This is a genomic window from Nocardia sp. KT25-26 (assembly GCF_056627695.1).
Genome location: NZ_CM152813.1, coordinates 1,923,807 through 1,944,813, shown reverse-complemented (window position 1 = coordinate 1,944,813; position 21,007 = coordinate 1,923,807). Strand labels below are relative to the sequence as shown.

Genomic DNA, 21,007 nt, shown 5'->3' with positions numbered 1-21,007 from the left:
CTCTCGCCCCACCGTACGATTATCCCAGCCGCCGGTGGTCAGTTCTGCTGCGGGTCCTGCGAGGGGACCGTGCCCCACCGGCTGGGCGGCCAGATCTTGACCACGGTCTTGCCGCGCACATTCTCCACCGGCACGGTGCCCTGCAGTTCGTCGCCCACATGGGCCCGGGAATCGGCCGATTCGTTGCGGTTGTCACCCATCACCCACAGGTTGCCCTCCGGCACCGTCACCGGGCCGAAGACCCGGCCCGCCGGATACGGCGCATTGGGCCGATCTGTGTACCAGGGGTAGTCCTTCTTGATGTACGGCTCGTCCAACGGTTTGCCGTCCACCATGACCCGGCCCTGATCGTCACAGCACTGCACCGTCTGACCACCGACCGCGATCACTCGCTTCACCAGATCGTTCTCGTCCGGCGGCACCAGGCCGAAGAAGGACAGGAAATTCTGCGCACCGCGCACCACGGTGTTGTCCGAGCGGATCGAGCGATAGTGTCCGTTCCACGAATCCGGGCCCACGAACACGACGACATCCCCCGGTTCCGGTTCACCGGCGTAATAGCTGATCTTCTGCACGTAGATCCGGTCGCCGATCAGCAGCGTATCCTCCATCGACTGCGACGGAATCACGTACGGGCGGCCCACGAAAGTAACCATCACCGCCGCGATCACCGCGGCGATCACGATGAGGATCGGCAGCTCCTGCCAGAACGGCCGCTGCTTCTTCCCGCCACGGCCCCGGCCGTGCTCGTCGTCCGGACCCGACATCCTCACCGACTCACTTTCGTCTGCCACGCCGAACAGAGTAGCCCGGCACACCGACCGAGGTCGGGTACCGGGCTACCAGCCGAAGTCCGCGTCGAGAAAGCCGCGCGGGCAGAGCTCAGCGCTTCTCCTTGATCTTGGCGGCCTTGCCGCGCAGATCGCGCAGGTAGTACAGCTTGGCGCGACGCACATCACCGCGGGTCACCACATCGATGTGATCGATGTTGGGGCTGTGCACCGGGAAGGTGCGCTCCACACCGACGCCGAACGACACCTTGCGCACGGTGAAGGTCTCGCGGATGCCGCCACCCTGACGCCGGATCACGACGCCCTTGAAGACCTGGATGCGCTCCTTGGAGCCCTCGATGACCTTCACGTGCACGTTCAGCGTGTCACCCGGGCCGAACTCGGGGACATCGCTGCGCAGCGACTTCTCGTCGACGAAGTCAAGGGTGTTCATTTTCCGTCCTTATGGATTCATGGCGAGAACAGAGGAACCTGGCGGCATTCGCATGCTCGGACCGGTTCGTGCTCCGAACAAGAGCTGCACCCGGAACCATCCGCCCAGGGCAACCGGATCATTGTGCCAGAGGACGGCCGGGCCGCGGAAATCGGGCGCCCCTCACCGGGGACTCCCGTGCCGGGGATGCCGGTGCGGCGCGGGCGGCGCCGCGACCACCCGCCGGGAAAGCTCCGCCTCGGCAGCGGTACGGACGTGTTCGGCATCCGGCTTTCCCGCCACCAGATCCTGCACCAGGATCTTGGCGCGGACCACCGGGCGCCGGTACCGGCGCTCGCGCACCATGGCACGCTGCATCAGCCGCCGCCGCTCCGCGTAGCGCCATCGGGCCCAGGGTGCCCCCGGCCGGCTCAACCGGACCGCACCGACCAGCAGCAGCGGCGGAAAGAACATGCCGAAGAGCCCGGTCCAGATCTTGCCCTTCGCGATCACCACTGCGGCCAGCAGCAGGTTGATCCCGGCGAAGACCACCGCGAGGATGTGCCCGCCGGTCCCGATCGAGGAGCGGAAATCGTTGATGTCCAGCAGCGACAGCGGATGGAATCCCAGCAGCAGCAGTCCGGTGACGGCGATCGCCACGAACACCGCATCCACCGAGGTACGCCCCTGTTCCTCCCAGTAGACATCGCGCAGGTAGTAGATGAGCGCGAATTCGTCGAGCACCAGGGCCGCACCGATGCCGAATGCGGTGGCCAGCGCAGCCAGGAGCGGCCGGCTGCCGGTCTCCGCCAGCGCCACCAGGCCCAGGCCGGCGCCCAGCACCAGGATCACCCCGAACACCATGTGGTGGATGTGCACGTCTCCGGCCCGGAGGTTGCCCGGCCACCAGCGCACCTTCGCCCGGATCAGCCGCACGCTCACCCGGATGAACAGGAATCCGAGGATGAAGCCGAGCAGGAAACACAGCAGCGGCAGGCGGCCGTGCGCGATCACATCGTCTTCGAGCCATCGACGCACGTCCACCCCCGTCAACTGGTTGCCGGATCCGTGGCGACCCGGGTCGGGCGGCCGGGTTCAGCCCCGGTAGCCCGCCCGGCGCAGCGCATCGGCCATCGAGCCGGTCGGCTCCGGTTGCGAGCGGCGCCGACCGCCGCCCTTACCACCCTGGCCACCGTTTCCACCCTTACCACCGCGAGCCCGGTTGCCGCTCTGGCCACCGCCGGAGCGCTCGCCACCGGAACGCTTCGGGCGGGAACCGCCGGTAGCCGGTTTGCCGGGTTCGTCGTCCAGCCGCAGGGTCAGCCCGATCCGCTGCCGGGCCACGTCGACTTCGAGGACCTTGACCTTCACCACGTCACCGGACTTCACCACTTCACGCGGGTCCTTGACGAAATTGTGCGACATCGCCGAGACGTGGACCAGACCGTCCTGATGCACCCCGACGTCGACGAACGCGCCGAACGCCGCGACATTGGTGACGACGCCCTCCAGCACCATCCCCGGAGACAGGTCGGCCACCTTCTCCACACCGGCGGCGAATTCGGCCGTCTTGAACTCCGGTCGCGGGTCCCGGCCGGGCTTCTCCAGTTCGGCGATGATGTCGGTGACGGTCGGCACGCCGAAGGTGTCGTCGGTGAAATCGGCCGGTCGCAATGCCCGCAGCACCGAGGTATTGCCGATGACGTCGGCGACGGCGCTGCCCGTGGCGTCCAGAATCCGCCGCACCACCGGATAGGCCTCCGGGTGCACGGCCGAGGAATCGAGCGGATCCTCGCCCTCCCGGATGCGCAGGAAGCCCGCACACTGTTCGAACGCCTTCGGCCCGAGCCGGGGCACATCGAGGAGCGCCGTACGGCTGCGGAACGGGCCGTTCCCGTCCCGGTGCGCGACGATGCTCTCGGCGACCGATGCGGAGATGCCGGACACCCGGGACAGCAACGGCACCGACGCGGTGTTCACATCCACGCCGACGGCGTTCACCGCATCTTCGACCACGGCGCCCAGCGACCGCGCCAGGAGTGTTTCGGACACATCGTGCTGGTACTGGCCGACACCGATCGACTTGGGCTCGATCTTGACCAGCTCGGCGAGGGGATCCTGCAGCCGGCGGGCGATGGATACCGCACCACGCAGCGAGACATCCATATCGGGCAGTTCCTGGGAGGCGTACGCCGAGGCCGAGTACACCGACGCGCCCGCTTCCGACACCATCACCTTCGTCGGCGGCCGGAGGCCCTCCGGGGCCGCCTTGCCGATCCGGGTGATCAGTTCGGCGGCCAGGGAGTCGGTCTCGCGAGAGGCGGTGCCGTTGCCGATGGCGATGAGCTCCACACCGAACCGGGCGACCAGCGCGCCCAGCGTCGCCAGGGACTTCTCGGTCTGCCCCTGCGGCTTGTGCGGGTAGATCACCTCGGTCGCGACGACCTTGCCGGTGGCATCGACCACGGCCACCTTCACTCCGGTGCGGTAGCCGGGATCGAGGCCCATGGTGGCGCGGGTCCCCGCGGGAGCGGCCAGCAGCAGATCGCGCAGGTTGGCGGCGAAGACGTCGACGGCATCGCGTTCGGCGGATTGCCGCAACCGCATCCGGGTGTCGATCCCCAGGCTCACCTGCAGTTTGGTCCGCCACGCCCAGCGGACGGTGTCCAGCAGCCAGCCGTCGGCGGGGCGGCCCCGGTCGGCGATGCCGAACCGGTTCGCGATCCGGCCCTCGTAGACGGTCCGTTCACCGGGTTCGGGTTCGTCCGCATCCGGCTCCAGGTGCAGGGTGAGCACCTCTTCCTTCTCGCCGCGCAGCAGCGCCAGGATCCGGTGCGAGGGCAGGTCGGTGAATTGTTCGGCGAAGTCGAAGTAATCGGCGAACTTGGCGCCCGCCTCCTCCTTGCCCGCGCGAACGGTGGCGGTCACCCGGCCCCGGTTCCACATCAGTTCCCGGAGTTCACCGACCAGGTCGGCGTCCTCGGCGAAACGTTCCACCAGGATGGCGCGGGCACCGTCGAGCTGCTCGGTACTGTATCCGGCCGGATCGGTGGCCGGATCCCCGATCAGGGCGTCGGCGACCGGCTCGTGGCCGGCCTCCCGGGCGATCTGCGCCTTGGTGCGCCGCTTCGGCTTGTACGGGAGATAGATGTCCTCCAGCCGGGCCTTGGTGTCGGCGAGCAGGATCTGCCGGTGCAGTTCCTCGTCGAGCTTGCCCTGGCCCCGGATCGACTCGAGGACGGTGCCCCGGCGCTCGTCGAGTTCGCGCAGATACGAAAGCCGTTCCTCCAGACGGCGCAGCTGGGCGTCGTCGAGACCGCCGGTGACCTCCTTGCGGTACCGGGCGATGAACGGCACCGTGGACCCGCCGTCGAGCAGTTCCACCGCGGCACGTACCTGACTCTCCCGCACCTCCAGTTCTTCGGCGATCCGCGCGCCGACGCCGGCGAGCGCAGCAGGGGCGGAGGTGCTGTCGGGCGAAGTGCCGTTCGACTCCGAACGGGCGATCTCGGGCGCTGTCGTCACGACAGCAAACCCTAGCGCGGCATCCGGCGGCATCGCATCCAGGTGCGCAGGCCGATCCTCCGCGAGTCATTCGCTTTGGGAAAATCGGCTTGGAGTACCCGGATATCGTTGCGACAAAACATGCTCCGGGTCGTTCCGGCCCGGTAGTTTCGGGGGCGTGACAGAACCGTTTCAACTGGCCGGCCTCTCGCTGGACTGCGACGACCCGGAGGCGCTCGCCCGTTTCTACCTCGGCCTGCTGGGCGGCCGGGTGCTGTGGAGCGACGAGCGGGGCATCGGTATCCAGCTGCCGTCGGGGCTGAGCCTGGCAGCCCAGCGGGTCGAGAACTACCTGCCCCCGCAGTGGCCCGGCACCTCGGTGGTTCATCTGGACCTGGCCGCCGATGCCGACCTGAACATGGCCGAGCAGCATGCCCTCGCCATCGGCGCCAAACCGGCTCCGGTGCAGCCGGATCCCCGGTGGCGGGTGCTGCTCGACCCGGCCGGTCACCCGTTCTGCATCACCGTGCGTTCACCGCGGCTGCTCTGATCCGCGGCGGCCGCCCCGATGACGCCGGGCGGCCGCTGCCGCAGCAGATACCGCTGCACCTTCCCGCTCGGGGTCTTGGGCAGGTCGGTCACGAAGTGCACCCGGCGTGGATAGGCGTGGGCGGCGAACTCGTCCTTCACCAACTGCTGCAGCCGGGCGGCCAGCTCTGCATCCCCGGTGATGCCGGACCGGGGCACCACGAATGCCTCGAGCACCTCACCGCGCAGTTCGTCGGGCCGTCCCACCACCGCGGCCTCCGCGACGTGTTCGTGCCGCACCAGCACGCTCTCCACCTCGAACGGGCCGATCCGATAGCCGGCCATGATGATCACATCGTCGTCGCGTGCCGAGAAGTGGAAGTAGCCGTCGGCGTCGCGGGAACCCGTATCGCCGGTCAGGTACCAGCGGCCGTCCGCGGTGAACCGCTGCGCCGTGCGGTCCGGTGCGTCGAGGTAGCCGAGGAACCACAGCAGCGGGCTGCGTTCGGTGTCGATGGCGACCCGGCCGACCGCACCCGGCGCCGCCTCGGTATCGGACTGCTCCGCCAGCACCCCACAGCTCCAGCCCGGCAACGGCCGGCCCATCGACCCGATCGGCGCGGTGGCCGCCGCGTCGTACCAGGCGTGGCAGATGACCATCCCGTGTTCGGTCTGCCCGTAGTGGTCCCGCACCGGTACCCCGAGCACCGTGGCCGACCATTCGACGACCTCGGGCGTCAGTGGCTCCCCCGCGGACGAGGCCCGGCGCACCGCGATCCCCTCCGGCACCGCGGTATCGGCAGCACGCAACGCCCGGTACACGGTCGGCGCGGCCGCGAAATTGGTGACACCGAACTCGCTCAGCACCCGCCAGGTCAACTCCGGCGAGAAGCCGGCGTGCACCAGCAGACTGCGGGTCCCGGACGCGAGTGGGCTCAGGATCGCGTAGTAGAGCCCGTAGGCCCAGCCGGGGTCCGCCGCGTTCCAGTAGACGTCGTCCGGGCGGACGTCCAGCGCGAACTCCTGATACGCATGGAAGGAGGCCAGCGCCCGCACCGGAATCGGCACCCCCTTCGGGGCACCCGTGGTTCCGCTGGTGAACAGCTGGACCAGCAGGCCGTCGCCGCCGACCACGGCGGCGGGAGCACAGCGCTCGGCAACCGAGTGGCCGGCCAGCAACTCGTCGAGATACAGCACGGCGCGGCCGGCGTCCACCGGCGTGCGCGACCCGCCCCGGGCGACGATCAGCTGCGCACCGAGGGCGGCCGGGACGTCGTCGCCCGGGGCCAGCTTCGCCGCCTGATCGGCATCGGCAACCACCGCCGCGACCCGGCCGGCGGTCAGCCGGAACGCGATCGCGGGTGGGGCGAACGCGGTGAACAACGGAACGTGGACGGCCCCGCGCCGCCAGATACCGAGCAGGGTGACGATCAGATCCACCGACTTGCCCATCAGGGTCGCGACCCGGTCGCCGGGTCCGATGCCGAGCTCGGCCAGCGCCGCCGCGCAACGGCGGGACCGGTCCCGCAACTCGCCGTAGGTGAGGTCACGGGCACTCAGATCGGGTTCGATCACGGTGAACGCCACCTGCTCGGCGGGGTGCCGATCGCAGAGCAGTTCGGCGGCGCACGCCTCGGGTCCGTCGTAGGCCGCGAGCAGTTCGGACACCCGCTCGGACAGGTCGGTGTTCATGGCAGCTCTCCTCATCGGTGATCCGGGCCACTCGGCACCACCTAGAATGTGGGTCAGCTCACGTTCACCACTACCCCCGAAATGGGGTGATCCCGATGACCACGGCTGCACTGCTGCGGCCGCGCGACGGTGATGCGCTGCGCGCCGAGATCCGCTGGGTGGCCCGCCGGGCCGGGGTCCCCGTGGTCTTCGGCGGCCAGGTGCACGACGACACGCTGCTGCTCACCGAGTTCGCCGGTACCGTGACCAACCGGCTGCGTGGCCTGCCGGTGCTGCGTTCGTCCGGTCTGGGTGGCCGGGTGATGGCCATGGGCCGGCCCGCCGCGGTCTCCGACTATCGGCGCGCCGAAACCATCACCCACCATTACGACGGTCCGGTCACCGGTGAAGGTATTCGTTCGGTGCTGGCCGTTCCGGTGGTCGTGGCGGACCGGGCCCGCGCGGTGCTGTACGCCGCGAATCGCCGCGGCGGCCCGTTCGGCGACCGCACCGTGGAACTGGTCGTCCAGGCGGGACAGCGGCTGGCCACCGAGATCGCGGTCCGCGACGAGGTGGATCGTCGGTTGCAACTGCTGGACCGTGCGGCACCACCGGTCCCCGGCACCACGGCGTCCGTCACCGAGGAACTGCGCGGCCTCCATGCCGACCTGCGGGAGCTGGCCACCTCCGCCGACGGCGCCGTCCGGGACCGGTTGGATGCGGTGTGCGAGCGGCTGACCCGCATCACGGCCGGCGACAGCGATCCCGGTGGCCCGCAACTGTCCCGTCGCGAGCTCGATGTCCTGGCCCAGATCGCGCTCGGCTGCAGCAATCGGGAAGCCGCACACCGGCTGTCGCTCGGCCAGGAGACGGTCAAGAGCTATCTGCGGCAGGCGATGCACAAACTCGATGCCCGGTCGCGGCACCAGGCGGTGGTGACGGCCCGCCGGTACGGGCTGCTGCCTTAGACTCCGGCGATGGCCATGTTTCGGATCGCCGGAATCTCGCTCGACAGCGCCGATCCCGATGTCCTCGCCGACTTCTATCTGCAACTTCTCGGCGGCCGCCTGCTGTGGCGCAAGCACCGCAGTGTCGGAATCCGCACCGAAACCGGCCAGGCGATCTTCGCGCACCGGGTCGCCGACCACACCCCGCCGGACTGGCCGGGCGCCTCGATAGTGCATCTGGATCTGGCGGTCACCGACCAGGCCGAACTCGCCGAGGCGGTGCGCCGCGCCATCGATCTCGGTGCCACTCTCGCCCCGGAACACTCCGGCGGGGACATCTTCCGAGTCCTGTTGGACCCGGCCGGGCACCCGTTCTGTATCACCACGGCACGTATCCCGGAGTGACCCGGCCGGACGCTCGGCTAGTCTGGTGGCAGCAGGTCCGGTCGGCGTTCCCGGGTCCGGGCGAGCGCCTGTTCGTGCCGCCAGGCATCGACCTTGGCGTGATCACCGGAGAGCAGGATCGGTGGGACGTCGAGACCACGCCAGCTCACCGGCCGGGTGTAGCTGGGTCCCTCCAGCAATCCGTCGGAGAACGAATCCTGTTCGTGGGACTGCTGATTGCCCAGGACGCCGGGCAGCAGCCGGACCACCGCCTCGGTCATCACCAGGACGGCGGCCTCCCCGCCGATCAGCACATAGTCACCGATGCTGACCTCCTCGACCCGCACCCGGCGGGCCGCATCGTCGAACACCCGCTGATCGATCCCCTCGTAGCGGCCGCAGGCGAAGACGAGGTGCGATTCGGCCGCCCAGCGCCGCGCGGTGGCCTGGGTGAACGGGGCGCCGGCCGGGGTGGGTACGACGAGCAGCGCGTCATCGGGGCAGACTGCATCGAGCGCATCACCCCAGACGGTCGGCTTCATCACCATGCCTGGGCCGCCACCGTAGGGCGAATCGTCCACCGACTTGTGCACATCGTGCGTCCACTGCCGCAGATCGTGGACGCCGACGGAGATCAGCCCCTTGTCGATGGCCTTGCCGAGCAGCGCCGTCCGCAACGGTTCCAGATACTCCGGAAAGATGGTGACGACGTCCAGTTTCATCATGCGACTCCGCATTTCCGCATCCCGCCGGTCCCGGCCGTGCGGCTCACTCCGGATCCAGCAGGCCCTCGGGCGGATCGATTTCGAGGTAGCCACCGCTGATCGATACCGTCGGCACGATCGCGGTGACGAACGGGACCAGGATCTCGCGGCGATCCGCCGCGGCCCGGACCGACAGCAGTTCCCCGGCCGCCGAATGCAGCACCTCGGTGACGGTTCCGATCTCGGTGCCGTCGGGCAGCCGGACCTGCAGGCCCTCCAGTTCGTGATCGTAGAACTCGTCCGGATCCGCCGAAGGCGGCAGCTCGGCACTGTCGATCACGAACAGCATGCCGCGCAGCGCATCGGCAGCGGTCCGGTCCGCGACGCCGGACAGGAACACCAGGAGCCGGCCCGAGTGTTCCCGGACCGACTCCACGGTGTAGTCACGCGTCTGCGTCGCCCGGGGCATCCGGCCGCGCAGGGGCGCACCCGGCACGAACCGGAGTTCCGGTTCGTCGGTGCGCACCTCGACGACGAGTTCGCCGCGCACCCCGTGCGATTTGGCGACCCGTCCTACGACGAGTTCCATCTATTGATCGGTGTCGACCACGTCGACCCGGATGCCACGGCCTCCGATGCCGGCGACCAGGGTGCGCAGCGCGGTGGCGGTACGGCCACCACGGCCGATCACCTTGCCCAGATCGTCGGGGTGGACGTGCACCTCGACTGTCCGGCCACGCCGGCCGGTCAGCAGCTCCACCCGGACATCATCGGGGTTGGCGACGATGCCGCGGACCAGGTGGTCGACGGCATCGGCGACGACGGCGCTCATATTATTCCGCAGCCTCGGCGCCGGCCTCGGTCTCGGCGGCCTCGTCCTTCTTGGCGGCCTTCTTCTTCGGCGTGACGGCCTCGGCGACCGGCTCGTTGTCGGCGGCGGCCAGCGCGGCGTTGAACAGCTCCAGCTTGGACGGCTTCGCGGCCTTCACCTTCAGGGTGCCCTCGGTGCCCGGCAGGCCCTTGAACTTCTGCCAGTCGCCGGTGATCTCCAGCAGTCGCTTCACCGGCTCGGTCGGCTGCGCGCCGACACCCAGCCAGTACTGCGCCCGCTCGGAGTCGATCTCGATCAGCGAGGGCTCTTCCTTCGGCTGGTACTTGCCGATGGTCTCGATGGCCCGGCCGTCCCGGCGGGTGCGGGCGTCCGCGACGATGACGCGGTACTGCGGGTTGCGGATCTTGCCCAGGCGGGTGAGCTTGATTTTGACAGCCATGTGCTATCTGCCTCTTTCGGGTAGTTGGTCACCACGCGATTCGGCGACCCGCCTGGTCGGCGAGCCCGGTTTCGCGTTTGAAGTGCGTGACCGCCGCGCGGTACGGAACCGGAGACGGGCTGACACTGTCCTCGACGAGGACGGTGATCCATTCTGCCAGACGGGCCGGCCACCGCCGAAATCGGTCCGTCCCGCCCCTTCGGGCCCGCCCCGGCCGGCGGGGGGCGGTAGGCTGCAGACGAAGCCGTCCGACGTGGGAGGTTGCTGTGCATCTGCGCGGTGTGGTGCTGCCCGACGACGTGGAACGCGACCTCTGGGTCGTCGACGGCGTGGTGACCTTCGAGCCCGTGGCCGGGTCCGACACCCTGTGCCGGACCGGCTGGATCGTCCCGGGCCTGGTCGATGCGCACTGCCATGTCGGCATCCACTACGGCGGCGGGCACGAGACCCGGGACGGCGCCGTCGAACAGGCCGAGACCGAGCGGGCCGCCGGAGCACTGTTGCTGCGTGACGCCGGCTCCCCGATCGATACCCGGTTCATCGACGACCGCGCCGATCTGCCCCGGATCATCCGCGCCGGCCGCCATATCGCGCGACCCCGACGCTACATCCGGGAACTCGGTATCGAACTGGACGACGAGCGGGATCTGCCCGATATCGTGGCCGAACAGGCCCGGCGCGGCGACGGCTGGGTGAAGATCGTCGGCGACTGGATCGATCGCTCCGTCGGCGATCTGGCGCCGCTGTGGAGCGATACCGTGCTGAAGGCCGCCATCGACGCCGCCCATGCCAACGGGGCCCGGGTCACCGCGCACGTCTTCGGCGAGGATGCGCTGCCCGGCCTGCTCGGCGCGGGAATCGACTGCATCGAGCACGGCACCGGCCTCACCGACGACACCATCGAGCAGATGCTCGAACACGGCACCGCCCTGGTGCCGACCCTGATCAACATCGACACGTTCCCGTCGATCGCCGACAGTGCGGGGAAGTACCCGCGCTATGCCGCGCATATGCGCGATCTGCACCGCCGGGTGCGCGACACCGTGGGCCGGGCCCACGACGCCGGGGTCCCGGTCTATGCGGGCACCGACGCCGGCGGCTCCATCCGGCACGGGCGGATCGCGGACGAGATCGCAGCCCTGCACGGCGCGGGCCTGTCCGCGCACGAGGCGCTGGGCGCCGCATCCTGGTCCGCCCGGCGATGGCTGGGGCGCCCCGGTGTCGAGGAGGGCGCCCCGGCCGATTTCGTCGTCTACGCCGAGGATCCGCGCCGATCGCCGCGAGCCCTGAACCATCCGCAGTACGTGGTGCTGCGCGGGGCCGTCGTGGAAAAGGGCGACCCGGTCGTCGGCCACCGGTAGACCGCTACGTCATTTCCCCTTCGGGAACTTCAGCTGCGACAAATCGATGCCGTCCAGGCCGGGCGGCAGCTGATCGAGGCCGGGAGGCATATTCGACAGGTCCGGCATGCCGCCGCCGGGCAGCTGCGGCATCCCTGCGGGCATCCCGGGCATTCCGCCGCGCATCTTCGGCGGGGTGGGACCGCGTCCCTTCTTGCCCTTCTTGCCTTTGCGCTTGTTCTTGCCGCGGCCACCGCCGGCACCGGGCATCCCCATCTGCCGACCCATGCTGGCCATCATCTTCCGGGCCTCGAAGAACCGGTCGACCAGCTGGTTGACGTCGGAGACCTGGACACCGGAACCGTTGGCGATCCGCAGCCGCCGGGACGCATTGATGATCTTCGGATTGTCCCGTTCGGCCGGGGTCATACCGCGGATGATGGCCTGTACCCGGTCGAGCTGCTTGTCGTCGACCTGGGCGAGCACATCCTTCATCTGACCGGCACCCGGCAGCATGCCCAGCAGGTTGCCGATCGGGCCCATCTTGCGGATGGCCAGCATCTGCTCGAGGAAGTCCTCCAGGGTGAGCTCACCGCTGCCGATCTTGCGGGCCGTGGCCTCGGCCTGCTCGGCGTCGTAGACCTGCTCGGCCTGCTCGATCAGGGTGAGCACATCACCCATGCCGAGGATCCGGCTCGCCATCCGATCCGGGTGGAAGACGTCGAAGTCCTCCAGCTTCTCACCGCTGGAGGCGAACATGATCGGCGAACCGGTGACGTTACGCACCGACAGCGCGGCGCCACCGCGCGCATCACCGTCGAGCTTGGTCAGCACCACACCCGTGAAGCCGACACCGTCGCGGAACGCCTCCGCCGTGCTCACCGCGTCCTGGCCGATCATGGCGTCGAGGACGAACAGCGTCTCGTCCGGCTGCACCGCATCGCGGATCCCGGCGGCCTGTTCCATCAGCTCGGCGTCGATACCCAACCGGCCCGCGGTGTCGACGATCACCACGTCGTACTGCTTGGCCCGGGCCTCCTCGACACCGTCGCGCGCCACCCGCACCGGATCGGCCGCGGTGATCCCGAGCGGGTTCTCGCCGCCGCCCACCGAGGTACCCGGATGGGGCGCGAACACCGGCACCTCGGCCCGGTCGCCGACCACCTGCAACTGGGTCACCGCGCCGGGGCGCTGCAGGTCACAGGCCACCAGCAGCGGCTGATGGCCCTGCCCCTTCAACCACCGGGCCAGCTTGCCGGCCAGGGTCGTTTTACCGGCACCCTGCAGACCGGCCAGCATGATCACCGTCGGCGGGTTCTTGGCCAGGTTCAGCCGGCGGGTCTCGCCACCGAGGATGCCGACGAGCTCCTCGTTGACGATCTTGACCACCTGCTGGGCCGGATTCAACGCGGCGGAGACCTCGGCGCCCTTGGCCCGCTCCTTGATCCGGGCGATGAAGCCGCGCACCACGGGCAGCGCCACATCGGCCTCGAGCAGGGCCAGCCGGATCTCGCGAGCGGTGGCGTCGATGTCGGCCGGTGACAGTCGCCCCTTACCGCGCAGATCCGAGAGGGCACCGGTAAGCCGGTCGGACAGGGATTCGAACACCGATCGCGCTCCTGATCTGAAAGGGACGTCTGTTGCCTCCCCCAGGGTAATGGGATCCGTCCCGGCCGGAGCGGTCAGGTCGGCTGCCTGGGTGCCGAAGCGGTCGCTGCGAGACAGGCCGCCTCGTTGGCGGTGAGCCCGAGAACCCAGGCGGGCTCGTCCAATCCGCCGAGCTCGGTGGCGCCCGCCGCCCCCAGCCGCCCGACGGCCGCGGCCACCGTCATCGCCGCCACCGCCTGGGAACCGGTCAGGGTGCGGCCCGGCAGCCAGGAGACCACCCAGCCGTCCCCGCCGACGCACCGTGCCACGTGCGCCGTGTCGTCACTGGTCATCAGCGATGCGGCGACCACCTGGATGGACATGGCACTGCTCCCCTCATGTGGGTGCACACCGGTCCAGGTGATCGTACGGTCCGTACCGGCCGGTCTCGCGGTACGCAGCGACATTGCGAGCAATCCGATAGCAAGCTGTGTCCCGACGGGTCAGGAGTCCTCCGGTGGTGGAGGTGGCGCCGGATGCGGAACCACTTCCAGGACGGCGCGTTCCAGCTTCTCCCGACGCGCGGCATCACCGGATCCCGGCAGATCCAGGCAGAACACGTCGACGACCGCGGCACCCATGGTGACCGCCTTGGCCCAGCGGACATCGGCGTTCTGCGCGGCGAACACCCCGGCCAGCCTGCTGAGCAGGCCGATCCGGTCCTCGGTGCGCACTTCCAGCAGCGTCCGGTCGCCGTCCGGGGCCGTCGACCACAGCACCCGCGGCGGTGCCTGGGCATCGCGGGGCCCGGCGGCGCGTTCCCGCTCGGCCAGGGCCGCCGCCAGGTCGAGATCCCCGGCCGAGGCCCGGATCAGTTCCTGACGCAGCAGTCCCGGATCCGGTGGCGCACCGAACGGCGGCGTGACCAGGAAGGTGTTGATCGCTGCGGTACCGGCACTGCCCAGCGATGCGGCCAGCACCCGCAGCGAATGCAGGGCCAGCACCCCGGCGGCGTCGGCCAGCATGCCCGGCCGGTCCGGGCCGATCACGGTGAGCCGGTACGAGTGTTTGCTCTCCCCCGGCGCCAGCTCGACGTGCACACCGCCGGTTTCGGCCTTCGCCACCAGTTCCGGCGGGATCTCGACCGGCCCCGGCAGCGGATGCCCGGCCATCACCAGCCGGCACCGTCGCACCAGGTCGCCGATCAATGCGGCCTTCCAGTCGCCCCAGACGCCCGGGCCGGTGGCCAGCGAATCCGCTTCGGCCAGGGTGTGCAGCAGCTCCAGCCGGGTCAGGTCACCGTCGAGGGCATCGACGACGTACCGAATGGTGGCCGGGTCACCGAGGTCGCGGCGCATCGCCGTATCGGGGAGCAGCAGATGGTGTCGGACCACGGCGGCGAGGATCTCGACATCCGCCGGTGGGAGCCCCAGCCGCCGCCCGATGTGGGTGGCCAGCTCGGCGCCGACCACGCTGTGGTCACCGGCCCGACCCTTCCCGAGGTCGTGCAGCAGCGCGCCGAGCGCGAGCAGATCGGGGCGCGACACCCGGGTGCTGCGTGCCGCAGCCTGGACGACTGCCTCGATCAGATGCCGGTCGACGGTCCAGGTGTGCACGGCATCGCGCGGCGGCAGATCGCGCACCGCACCCCACTCGGGGAACAGCCGGCCCCACAACCCGGTCCGGTCCAGTGCCTCGACCGCATCGATGGTGTTGCGGCCGGCGCCGAGCAGGACCAGCAGATCGTTGCGGGCGTCCTGCGGCCAGGGTTCCCGCAGCTCGGGGGCATCGTCGGAGAGCCGGTTCAAGGTGGTCGCCGAGATGGGCAGACCGGTCCGGGCCGACGCCGCCGCCACCCGCAGGATCAGCCCCGGATCCCGTTGCGGCCGGGCGTCGCGGGCCAGCACCACTTCGCCGGAGTGCTCGACCACCCCCTCATCGAGTGGTCGCCGCACCGGGCGGCGGCGCAACCGGGCCAGCCCGCGCCGGGGCAGTGCGTTGGCAGCCGTCCGCAGGCCGACATCGACCGAGTAGCTCACGGTGCGAGCCGAATCGCTCAGGGTGCGGGCCAGATCGAACCGGTCGCCGATGCGCAGCGCCGCTCCGATCTCGTCGGCGTCCTGGGCGCGCAACTGGTCCCGGGCCCGCCCGGCCACCCGGTGCAGTTCGGTGCGCACGTCCAGCAGCCGCCGATGTGCCTGTTCGACACCGCCGCCCGGAACATCGGGCCCGAGGCCCGGCATCGCATCGGTGAGCTGGGCCACTGCGAGCGCGTCCAGCAGTTGCAGATCGCGCAACCCGCCCCGGCCGTTCTTCAGATCCGGTTCGGCCCGGTGGGCGATCTGCCCGCTGCGCTGCCAGCGGGCCTGCGCCTGGGCGATCAGTTCGTCGAAGCGGGACCGGATTCCGGTGCGCCATTCCCGGCGGACACCACCGATCAGCAGCCCGGTCAGATCCTCGTCACCGACGATGTGCCGGGCCTCCAGCATCCCGAACGCGGCGATCAGATCCGTCGAGGCGACCTGCAGTGCCTGGGGCACCGTGCGGACACTGTGGTCGAGCTTGATGTGCGCATCCCACAGCGGATACCAGAGCCGGTCGGCCACCTCCGCCACCCGGTCCGGATCGACATCGTCGTGCAGCAGCACCAGATCCAGGTCCGAATAAGGCAGCATCTCGCGACGGCCGAGGCCCCCGACGGCGACCAGTGCCAGCCCGCTGTCGGCGGTGATCCCGACGTCGTGCCCCTTGGTCGTCAGCCACAGGTCGAACAGGTCGACCAGGGCATCGCGCAGGCCCTGCGCATCCAGGCGGGGATTCCGCGGCCCGGCGCCGGCGAGCAAGTGCTCCCGCGCCCGGACCAGATCGGCCGCGCCGTTGTTCTGTATACCGCCCACTACCCCACCGCCTGTGCCGGGGCGTCCGGGTGCCCCCGAGCCGCCCGCTACCGCCGGTGGCCTCGTCCGGCGCCGGTCTCCCGACACCGAACGAGGCCACCGTTCGAACCGATTACAGTGCGTCGCTGCCGCGCTCCCCGGTACGAACCCGGATGATGGATTCGACCGGGGTCACCCAGACCTTGCCGTCACCGATCTTGCCGGTGCGCGAGGCCTCGACGATCACCTCGACGACCTTGTCCACCGACGCATCGTCGACGACGACCTCGACACGCACCTTGGGGACGAAGTCCACCGAGTACTCCGCGCCGCGGTAGACCTCGGTGTGGCCCTTCTGCCGTCCGTACCCCTGGACCTCGCTGACCGTCATACCGAACACGCCGGCCTGTTCCAGCCCGGTCTTGACGTCCTCCAGCGTGAACGGTTTGACGATTGCGGTAATGAGTTTCATGCCTCATGCCTCCTTGACGGCAGTTCGCGCCGTGCCACCCACAGCAGCAAAATCGTATGCCGTCTCCGCGTGTTCGGACTCGTCCATGCCGACAGATTCCTCTTCGGCACCCGCCCGCAGGCCGATGGTGTACTTCAACGCCAGCGCGATGACACCGGCCACGACCAGCGAGTAGGCCAGTACGGCCACCGCGCCGACGGTCTGCTTCCAGACCAGGTCGAAACCGCCGCCGTAGAACAGGCCGTCCGCGGCGGTCGGCGCGGTCGCGGTGCCGACGAAACCGATCATCACGGTGCCGATCAGGCCACCGACCAGGTGGACGCCGACCACATCGAGCGAATCGTCGTAGCCGAAGCGGAACTTCAGGCCGACCGCCAGCGCGCAGACCGCGCCGGCGACGATGCCGATGAGCAGGGCGCCGAGCACGTTGACCGAGGCACAGGCCGGGGTGATCGCGACCAGACCGGCGACGATTCCCGAGGCCGCACCGAGCGAGGTGGGCTTGCCGTCACGGATCTTCTCCACCAGCAGCCAGGCGAGCATCGCGGCGCCGGTGGCGACGACGGTGGTGACGAACGCGGCGGCAGCGGTGCCGTTCGCACCCAGCGCCGAACCGGCGTTGAAGCCGAACCAGCCGAACCACAGCAGGCCGGCACCGAGCATCACGAACGGCAGGTTGTGCGGCCGGAACGGCGTCTTGGGCCAACCGTTGCGCTTACCGAGCACCAGCACGAGCGCCAGGGCCGCGGCACCGGCGTTGATGTGCACCGCGGTGCCACCGGCGAAGTCGATCGCCTCGATCTTGCTGAAGATCCAGCCACCGCCCCAGACCCAGTGCGCGACCGGGAAGTACACCAGCGTCACCCAGACGGCGGAGAAGACCAGCCAGGCGGTGAACTTCATCCGGTCGGCGACGGCACCCGAGATCAGAGCCACGGTGATGATCGCGAACATCAGCTGGAACGCCACGAACACCAGGGTCGGAACGGTACCGGTCAGCGGGACCTCACCGGAGTCGAAACCGGCGAACAACGTCTGGAGCCCGAAGAACTCGGCCGGGTCACCGATCAGGCTCGCCTTGTCGGTACCGAAAGCCATCGAGTAGCCGTACAGCACCCAGAGCACCGTGACCACACCCATGGCGCTGATACTCATCATGATCATGTTCAGCACGTTCTTGCCACGGACCATACCGCCGTAGAAGAACGCGAGCCCGGGGGTCATCAGCAGCACGAGGGCCGCGCTCGTCAGAATCCAGGCCGTGTCACCTGTGTCGGGTACGCCCATATCGGCACCCGCCAGGAGTACGGGATTCACCACCTTTAGTCCTCCTCATCTCGAGCCCCGCCGAGTACGACGAAGGGCCTGCACAGAAGGGTCCTCACTTGGTGTTTCATGCGGAGAGCTGCGGTGTTTCACCTGCGTGAACGGATGCCCCCGTCGTGTTGCCAGTAGGTTTCGCCGGCCGCACGACGGGGGTTCCGCTCACTGTGAGGTTAGTGGTGATGTGCGCGCGACCTGCGATTCGCCGCGCTGATTCGCGGATCTAGCCGAGCAGTGCGTCGACGAAGGCGCCGGGCTCGAAGGGCGCCAGATCGTCGGCGCCCTCGCCGAGGCCGACCAGCTTCACCGGAACACCGAGCTCGTGCTGGACCTGGAAGACGATGCCACCCTTGGCGGTGCCGTCCAGTTTGGTGAGCACCACCCCGGTGATGTCCACGACATCGGCGAACACCCGGGCCTGCATCAGCCCGTTCTGGCCGACGGTCGCATCGAGCACCAGCAGGACCTCGTCGACACCGGCGGAGTCGACACCGGCCAGGGCCTTCTTCTCGACGACCCGCTTGACCTTGCCGAGCTCGTCCATCAGGCCGGTCTTGGTGTGCAACCGGCCGGCGGTATCGACGAGCACCGTGTCGACGCCGCGGTCGATTCCGGCGCTGACCGCATCGAAGGCCACCGCGGCGGGGTCGGCGCCCTCCTTGCCCCGGACCGTTTCGGCACCGACTCGTTCGCCCCAGGTCTGCAACTGATCGGCCGCGGCGGCCCGGAAGGTGTCGGCCGCGCCGAGCAGCACCCGGCGCCCGTCGGCGACCAGCACCCGGGCCAGTTTGCCCGTCGTGGTGGTCTTGCCGGTGCCGTTGACCCCGACCACCAGCAGGATGGACGGATGATCCGGATGCGGCAGGGCGTGGATGGACCGGTCCAGCTCCGGGCGCAGCGCCTCGACCAGTACGTCGCGCAGTACCGCGCGGGCCTCGTCCGGGGTCCGGACGCTGCGTGCGGCCATTTCCTCGCGGAGCCGTTCCACGATGGCCATGGTGCCGGCGGTGCCGATATCGGCCAGCACCAGCGTGTCCTCGATCTCCTCCCACGAATCCTCGTCGAGATCGCCGCCGCCCAGCAGGCCCAGCAGGCTCTTGCCGACCGCATTCTGCGACCGGGACAGCCGGCCGCGGAGCCGTTCCAGGCGGCCGCTGGTGGGCTCGATCTCCTCGATCTCGGTGGTGGCGGTCTCGGTGGCGGGCTCGGCGGGAGCCGTCGCCGCGGCGGCCGGCTCGGCAGTCTCGGTGCTGTCGGCCGTCTCGGTGGTCTCGGCGGGTTCGGGGGTCTCGGCGGGTTCGGTGGTGCCGGCCGATTCGGTGGTGTCAGGAGCAGCGCCCGCTTCGGCCGGGGCGGTGTCGGCTGCCGGGGCGACGGTGTCGGCCGATTCGGTGCCGACCGCGGCTTCGGCGGCCGGTGCGGCCCCGGCGACGGTCCCGGAGCCGTCGGTCGCGGCCTGCTCGTCGGCGCCGGGCGCCGGTTCGACCGTGGTGTCGGTGGTGTCGGGTTCACGAGTCGCGGTATCGCCCGCCACATCGGCGTCCGGGAGCGGGACGTCGGTGATGCTGCGCCGCGGTGCATCGCGCGGGACGGCGGCGTCGTCACCGACGTGCGGCTGTCCCTCGGTATCGGTGCGTTCGGGCAACGGCTCCGGGCGTGTCGCCGTTGCCGCGCCCCCCTGGCTGAAACTGAATCCGCCGGCGGCGGAATACCCACCGGATCGGTCGGTCACCTCCTTGTCCGGTTCGGGCGGCGCCAGCGAAATACGCCGCCGCTTGTACAGGACGAAACCCGACACGAAGGCCACCACCAGGACGGCAGCGATCGCGGCGATAAGGATCCACGCTTGCGAACTCACACCCGGAGTCTAGGGCGTGTGCCCGGGCCGGTTCCGGCACGTCCCCGCCGCGGGTCGGCGCAGCGCGGACCGCGCCAACACCATCGGCTGACAAAACACGCAAGATCCGGCCCCGGACCAATAGGATCGACGGGGTGACCGATCGAAACGTGCTTGGGGGACCGCTGGAAGAGTGCGGCACCGATCCGCTCACCGGCTTCTACCGGGACGGCTGCTGCAGCACCGGCCCGGAGGATCTCGGCAGCCACACGGTGTGCACCGTCGTCACCGCCGAGTTCCTGGAGCATCAGGCCTCCATCGGCAACGATCTCAGTACGCCCCGTCCGGAGAACAACTTCCCGGGACTGCAACCGGGCGACCGGTGGTGTGTGGTGGCGGTGCGGTGGTTGCACGCCCACGAGGACGGCGTCGCCGCCCCCGTGGTGCTTGCCGCGACGCATGAGGATGCCCTGGAGGTGATCTCGATGGACATCCTGCGCAAGTACGCCGTCGATGTCCCGGACGACGTCAGCGATCTGCTCTGAGCCGGCCGAGTGCGTAGCCGCACAGCAACCCGATCCCACCCGCCACCAGAGCGGCGCAGCCGCTCCATCCAACACGGAGCGGCCCCCTAGGGGCCGCGACTCGAGCAGCGGAGCTGCTCAATTCAACGCAGCGCGCCGTCGTAGTCGGGGAATTTGAAGGCGCGTTCGGCATGTCCGCCGGTGAGGTCGCTGGTGTTGTTGCCGATATTGGCGACGATCGTGTACCCGTCGGCCTCGAGCTCGGCGCGTTCGGCGGTCTTGTACGCGGCCAGGCCGGCGTCCCCGGCAGACAGGGTGGTCGGCGCGGAGCCGGACAGGCCGTCGACCGGATAGCCGACCGCGTCGAGATTCATCCTGGTGTAGATGTTCAGCAGGGCGGGCCTCCCGGTCACGAAGAAGATGGCGGCACCGTTGCTCTTCGCCCAGGTGGCCAGCTCGAGCACCGGCGGGATCGCCGGAACCACGATTCCGGCGTTGTAGTCGGTCTCCAGCGTGGTGTTGTCGATATCGAAGACGAGAGCCGGCGCGGTGGCGCCGGGCAGCCTGGTCTCGAGGTAGCTGCGGGCCGCTGCGACGACCTGTTCGATCTCGGCGATCCACTCGCTGTAGGGCGGCAGCTCGCCGGCGGACAGCGACGACGAACCGGAACCGGACAGTGACGAGGAGCCGGAACCGCCGGACAACGAGGACGAACCCGACCCCGGTGCGGCGACGGCGGCGGGCGCAAGGAGGGCGAGGGCGAGACCCGCGGCGGCCGCGGTGACAAGTGTTCTCATGCCTCCGGCAGGTTAATCACCCACACCCCTGCGGCAACG

At 69.6% G+C, this 21,007-nt stretch carries 21 protein-coding genes; 5 read left to right on the top strand and 16 right to left on the bottom strand.

Annotated elements, in window-relative coordinates:
* Positions 1–38 precede the first annotated feature (38 nt).
* The 4 genes from lepB to AC1HFH_RS08880 form a co-directional block, all read right to left on the bottom strand.
* Positions 39–794 (bottom strand): signal peptidase I, encoded by a 756-nt coding sequence (lepB, locus tag AC1HFH_RS08895; protein WP_480246953.1) that lies wholly within the window; start codon positions 792–794, stop codon positions 39–41.
* A gap of 88 nt (positions 795–882) precedes the next feature.
* Complete coding sequence (gene rplS / locus AC1HFH_RS08890; protein ID WP_480246952.1) at positions 883–1,224, bottom strand: 50S ribosomal protein L19; 342 nt, start codon at positions 1,222–1,224, stop codon at positions 883–885.
* A 162-nt stretch (positions 1,225–1,386) separates the two neighbouring features.
* A complete protein-coding gene (locus tag AC1HFH_RS08885; RefSeq protein ID WP_480247781.1) occupies positions 1,387–2,241 on the bottom strand; it encodes a hypothetical protein in 855 nt (284 codons plus the stop codon).
* Positions 2,242–2,298: 57 nt separating this feature from the next.
* Complete coding sequence (locus AC1HFH_RS08880) at positions 2,299–4,761, bottom strand: Tex family protein (RefSeq protein ID WP_480246951.1); 2,463 nt, start codon at positions 4,759–4,761, stop codon at positions 2,299–2,301.
* A gap of 124 nt (positions 4,762–4,885) precedes the next feature.
* On the opposite strand from AC1HFH_RS08880, the gene AC1HFH_RS08875 reads away from it, so the two are divergent.
* Positions 4,886–5,257 (top strand): VOC family protein, encoded by a 372-nt coding sequence (locus AC1HFH_RS08875; protein ID WP_480246950.1) that lies wholly within the window; start codon positions 4,886–4,888, stop codon positions 5,255–5,257.
* On the opposite strand, the gene AC1HFH_RS08870 is transcribed toward AC1HFH_RS08875, so the two are convergent.
* Positions 5,215–6,927, bottom strand: a complete 1,713-nt coding sequence (locus AC1HFH_RS08870) for an AMP-binding protein (RefSeq protein WP_480246949.1) — start codon at positions 6,925–6,927, stop codon at positions 5,215–5,217. The genes AC1HFH_RS08875 and AC1HFH_RS08870 overlap by 43 nt on opposite strands.
* 95 nt (positions 6,928–7,022) lie before the next feature.
* Here AC1HFH_RS08870 and AC1HFH_RS08865 point away from each other — a divergent pair, with 95 nt between their 5' ends.
* Both AC1HFH_RS08865 and AC1HFH_RS08860 read left to right on the top strand, forming a co-directional pair.
* A complete protein-coding gene (locus tag AC1HFH_RS08865) occupies positions 7,023–7,874 on the top strand; it encodes a helix-turn-helix transcriptional regulator (RefSeq protein WP_480246948.1) in 852 nt (283 codons plus the stop codon).
* Positions 7,875–7,883: 9 nt separating this feature from the next.
* Positions 7,884–8,258, top strand: a complete 375-nt coding sequence (locus tag AC1HFH_RS08860) for a VOC family protein (RefSeq protein WP_480246947.1) — start codon at positions 7,884–7,886, stop codon at positions 8,256–8,258.
* 17 nt (positions 8,259–8,275) lie between these two features.
* Here the strand turns inward: AC1HFH_RS08860 and trmD are convergent, their stop codons facing one another.
* From trmD to rpsP, 4 genes are read right to left on the bottom strand one after another with little or no spacing between them, the layout of a single operon-like run.
* The gene (gene trmD, locus AC1HFH_RS08855) at positions 8,276–8,959 is read right to left on the bottom strand and encodes a tRNA (guanosine(37)-N1)-methyltransferase TrmD (protein ID WP_480246946.1); all 684 of its coding nucleotides are present in this window, start codon (positions 8,957–8,959) and stop codon (positions 8,276–8,278) included.
* Between the two features lie 46 nt (positions 8,960–9,005).
* The gene (rimM, locus tag AC1HFH_RS08850; RefSeq protein ID WP_480246945.1) at positions 9,006–9,530 is read right to left on the bottom strand and encodes a ribosome maturation factor RimM; all 525 of its coding nucleotides are present in this window, start codon (positions 9,528–9,530) and stop codon (positions 9,006–9,008) included.
* On the bottom strand, positions 9,531–9,773 hold the full coding sequence (locus AC1HFH_RS08845; protein WP_480246944.1) for an RNA-binding protein: 243 nt from the start codon (positions 9,771–9,773) through the stop codon (positions 9,531–9,533).
* Between the two features lies 1 nt (position 9,774).
* A complete protein-coding gene (rpsP, locus tag AC1HFH_RS08840; RefSeq protein ID WP_480246943.1) occupies positions 9,775–10,212 on the bottom strand; it encodes a 30S ribosomal protein S16 in 438 nt (145 codons plus the stop codon).
* A gap of 266 nt (positions 10,213–10,478) precedes the next feature.
* On the opposite strand from rpsP, the gene AC1HFH_RS08835 reads away from it, so the two are divergent.
* Entirely contained in the window at positions 10,479–11,573 is a 1,095-nt protein-coding gene (locus AC1HFH_RS08835; RefSeq protein ID WP_480246942.1) for an amidohydrolase family protein, read from the top strand.
* A 9-nt stretch (positions 11,574–11,582) separates the two neighbouring features.
* Here the strand turns inward: AC1HFH_RS08835 and ffh are convergent, their stop codons facing one another.
* From ffh to ftsY, 6 genes are all read right to left on the bottom strand, one after another.
* Positions 11,583–13,160, bottom strand: a complete 1,578-nt coding sequence (gene ffh / locus AC1HFH_RS08830) for a signal recognition particle protein (protein WP_480246941.1) — start codon at positions 13,158–13,160, stop codon at positions 11,583–11,585.
* 74 nt (positions 13,161–13,234) lie between these two features.
* Positions 13,235–13,522: a hypothetical protein gene (locus AC1HFH_RS08825; protein WP_480246940.1), complete on the bottom strand. Its 288-nt coding sequence runs from the start codon at positions 13,520–13,522 to the stop codon at positions 13,235–13,237.
* Between the two features lie 120 nt (positions 13,523–13,642).
* Complete coding sequence (locus AC1HFH_RS08820; RefSeq protein WP_480246939.1) at positions 13,643–16,036, bottom strand: [protein-PII] uridylyltransferase; 2,394 nt, start codon at positions 16,034–16,036, stop codon at positions 13,643–13,645.
* 112 nt (positions 16,037–16,148) lie between these two features.
* The gene (locus tag AC1HFH_RS08815) at positions 16,149–16,487 is read right to left on the bottom strand and encodes a P-II family nitrogen regulator (RefSeq protein ID WP_480246938.1); all 339 of its coding nucleotides are present in this window, start codon (positions 16,485–16,487) and stop codon (positions 16,149–16,151) included.
* 3 nt (positions 16,488–16,490) lie between these two features.
* The gene (locus tag AC1HFH_RS08810; RefSeq protein ID WP_480247780.1) at positions 16,491–17,774 is read right to left on the bottom strand and encodes an ammonium transporter; all 1,284 of its coding nucleotides are present in this window, start codon (positions 17,772–17,774) and stop codon (positions 16,491–16,493) included.
* 259 nt (positions 17,775–18,033) lie between these two features.
* Positions 18,034–19,668, bottom strand: a complete 1,635-nt coding sequence (gene ftsY, locus AC1HFH_RS08805; protein WP_480246937.1) for a signal recognition particle-docking protein FtsY — start codon at positions 19,666–19,668, stop codon at positions 18,034–18,036.
* Positions 19,669–19,802: 134 nt separating this feature from the next.
* On the opposite strand from ftsY, the gene AC1HFH_RS08800 reads away from it, so the two are divergent.
* Positions 19,803–20,192, top strand: a complete 390-nt coding sequence (locus AC1HFH_RS08800) for a DUF2237 family protein (RefSeq protein WP_480246936.1) — start codon at positions 19,803–19,805, stop codon at positions 20,190–20,192.
* A gap of 122 nt (positions 20,193–20,314) precedes the next feature.
* Here the strand turns inward: AC1HFH_RS08800 and AC1HFH_RS08795 are convergent, their stop codons facing one another.
* On the bottom strand, positions 20,315–20,968 hold the full coding sequence (locus tag AC1HFH_RS08795) for an HAD family acid phosphatase (RefSeq protein WP_480246935.1): 654 nt from the start codon (positions 20,966–20,968) through the stop codon (positions 20,315–20,317).
* Between the last annotated feature and the right edge of the window lie 39 nt (positions 20,969–21,007).

Excerpts from the sequence above, each read along its gene's own strand:
- AC1HFH_RS08870 (WP_480246949.1), bottom strand. The coding sequence starts at position 6,927 with ATGAACACCGACCTGTCCGAGCGGGTGTCCGAACTGCTCGCGGCCTAC.
- AC1HFH_RS08860 (WP_480246947.1), top strand. The coding sequence starts at position 7,884 with ATGGCCATGTTTCGGATCGCCGGAATCTCGCTCGACAGCGCCGATCCC.
- AC1HFH_RS08865 (WP_480246948.1), top strand. The coding sequence starts at position 7,023 with ATGACCACGGCTGCACTGCTGCGGCCGCGCGACGGTGATGCGCTGCGC.
- trmD (WP_480246946.1), bottom strand. The coding sequence starts at position 8,959 with ATGAAACTGGACGTCGTCACCATCTTTCCGGAGTATCTGGAACCGTTG.
- AC1HFH_RS08880 (WP_480246951.1), bottom strand. The coding sequence starts at position 4,761 with ATGCCGCCGGATGCCGCGCTAGGGTTTGCTGTCGTGACGACAGCGCCC.
- AC1HFH_RS08795 (WP_480246935.1), bottom strand. The coding sequence starts at position 20,968 with ATGAGAACACTTGTCACCGCGGCCGCCGCGGGTCTCGCCCTCGCCCTC.
- AC1HFH_RS08810 (WP_480247780.1), bottom strand. The coding sequence starts at position 17,774 with ATGGGCGTACCCGACACAGGTGACACGGCCTGGATTCTGACGAGCGCG.
- AC1HFH_RS08825 (WP_480246940.1), bottom strand. The coding sequence starts at position 13,522 with ATGTCCATCCAGGTGGTCGCCGCATCGCTGATGACCAGTGACGACACG.
- rpsP (WP_480246943.1), bottom strand. The coding sequence starts at position 10,212 with ATGGCTGTCAAAATCAAGCTCACCCGCCTGGGCAAGATCCGCAACCCG.
- AC1HFH_RS08845 (WP_480246944.1), bottom strand. The coding sequence starts at position 9,773 with ATGAGCGCCGTCGTCGCCGATGCCGTCGACCACCTGGTCCGCGGCATC.
- rimM (WP_480246945.1), bottom strand. The coding sequence starts at position 9,530 with ATGGAACTCGTCGTAGGACGGGTCGCCAAATCGCACGGGGTGCGCGGC.
- rplS (WP_480246952.1), bottom strand. The coding sequence starts at position 1,224 with ATGAACACCCTTGACTTCGTCGACGAGAAGTCGCTGCGCAGCGATGTC.
- AC1HFH_RS08815 (WP_480246938.1), bottom strand. The coding sequence starts at position 16,487 with ATGAAACTCATTACCGCAATCGTCAAACCGTTCACGCTGGAGGACGTC.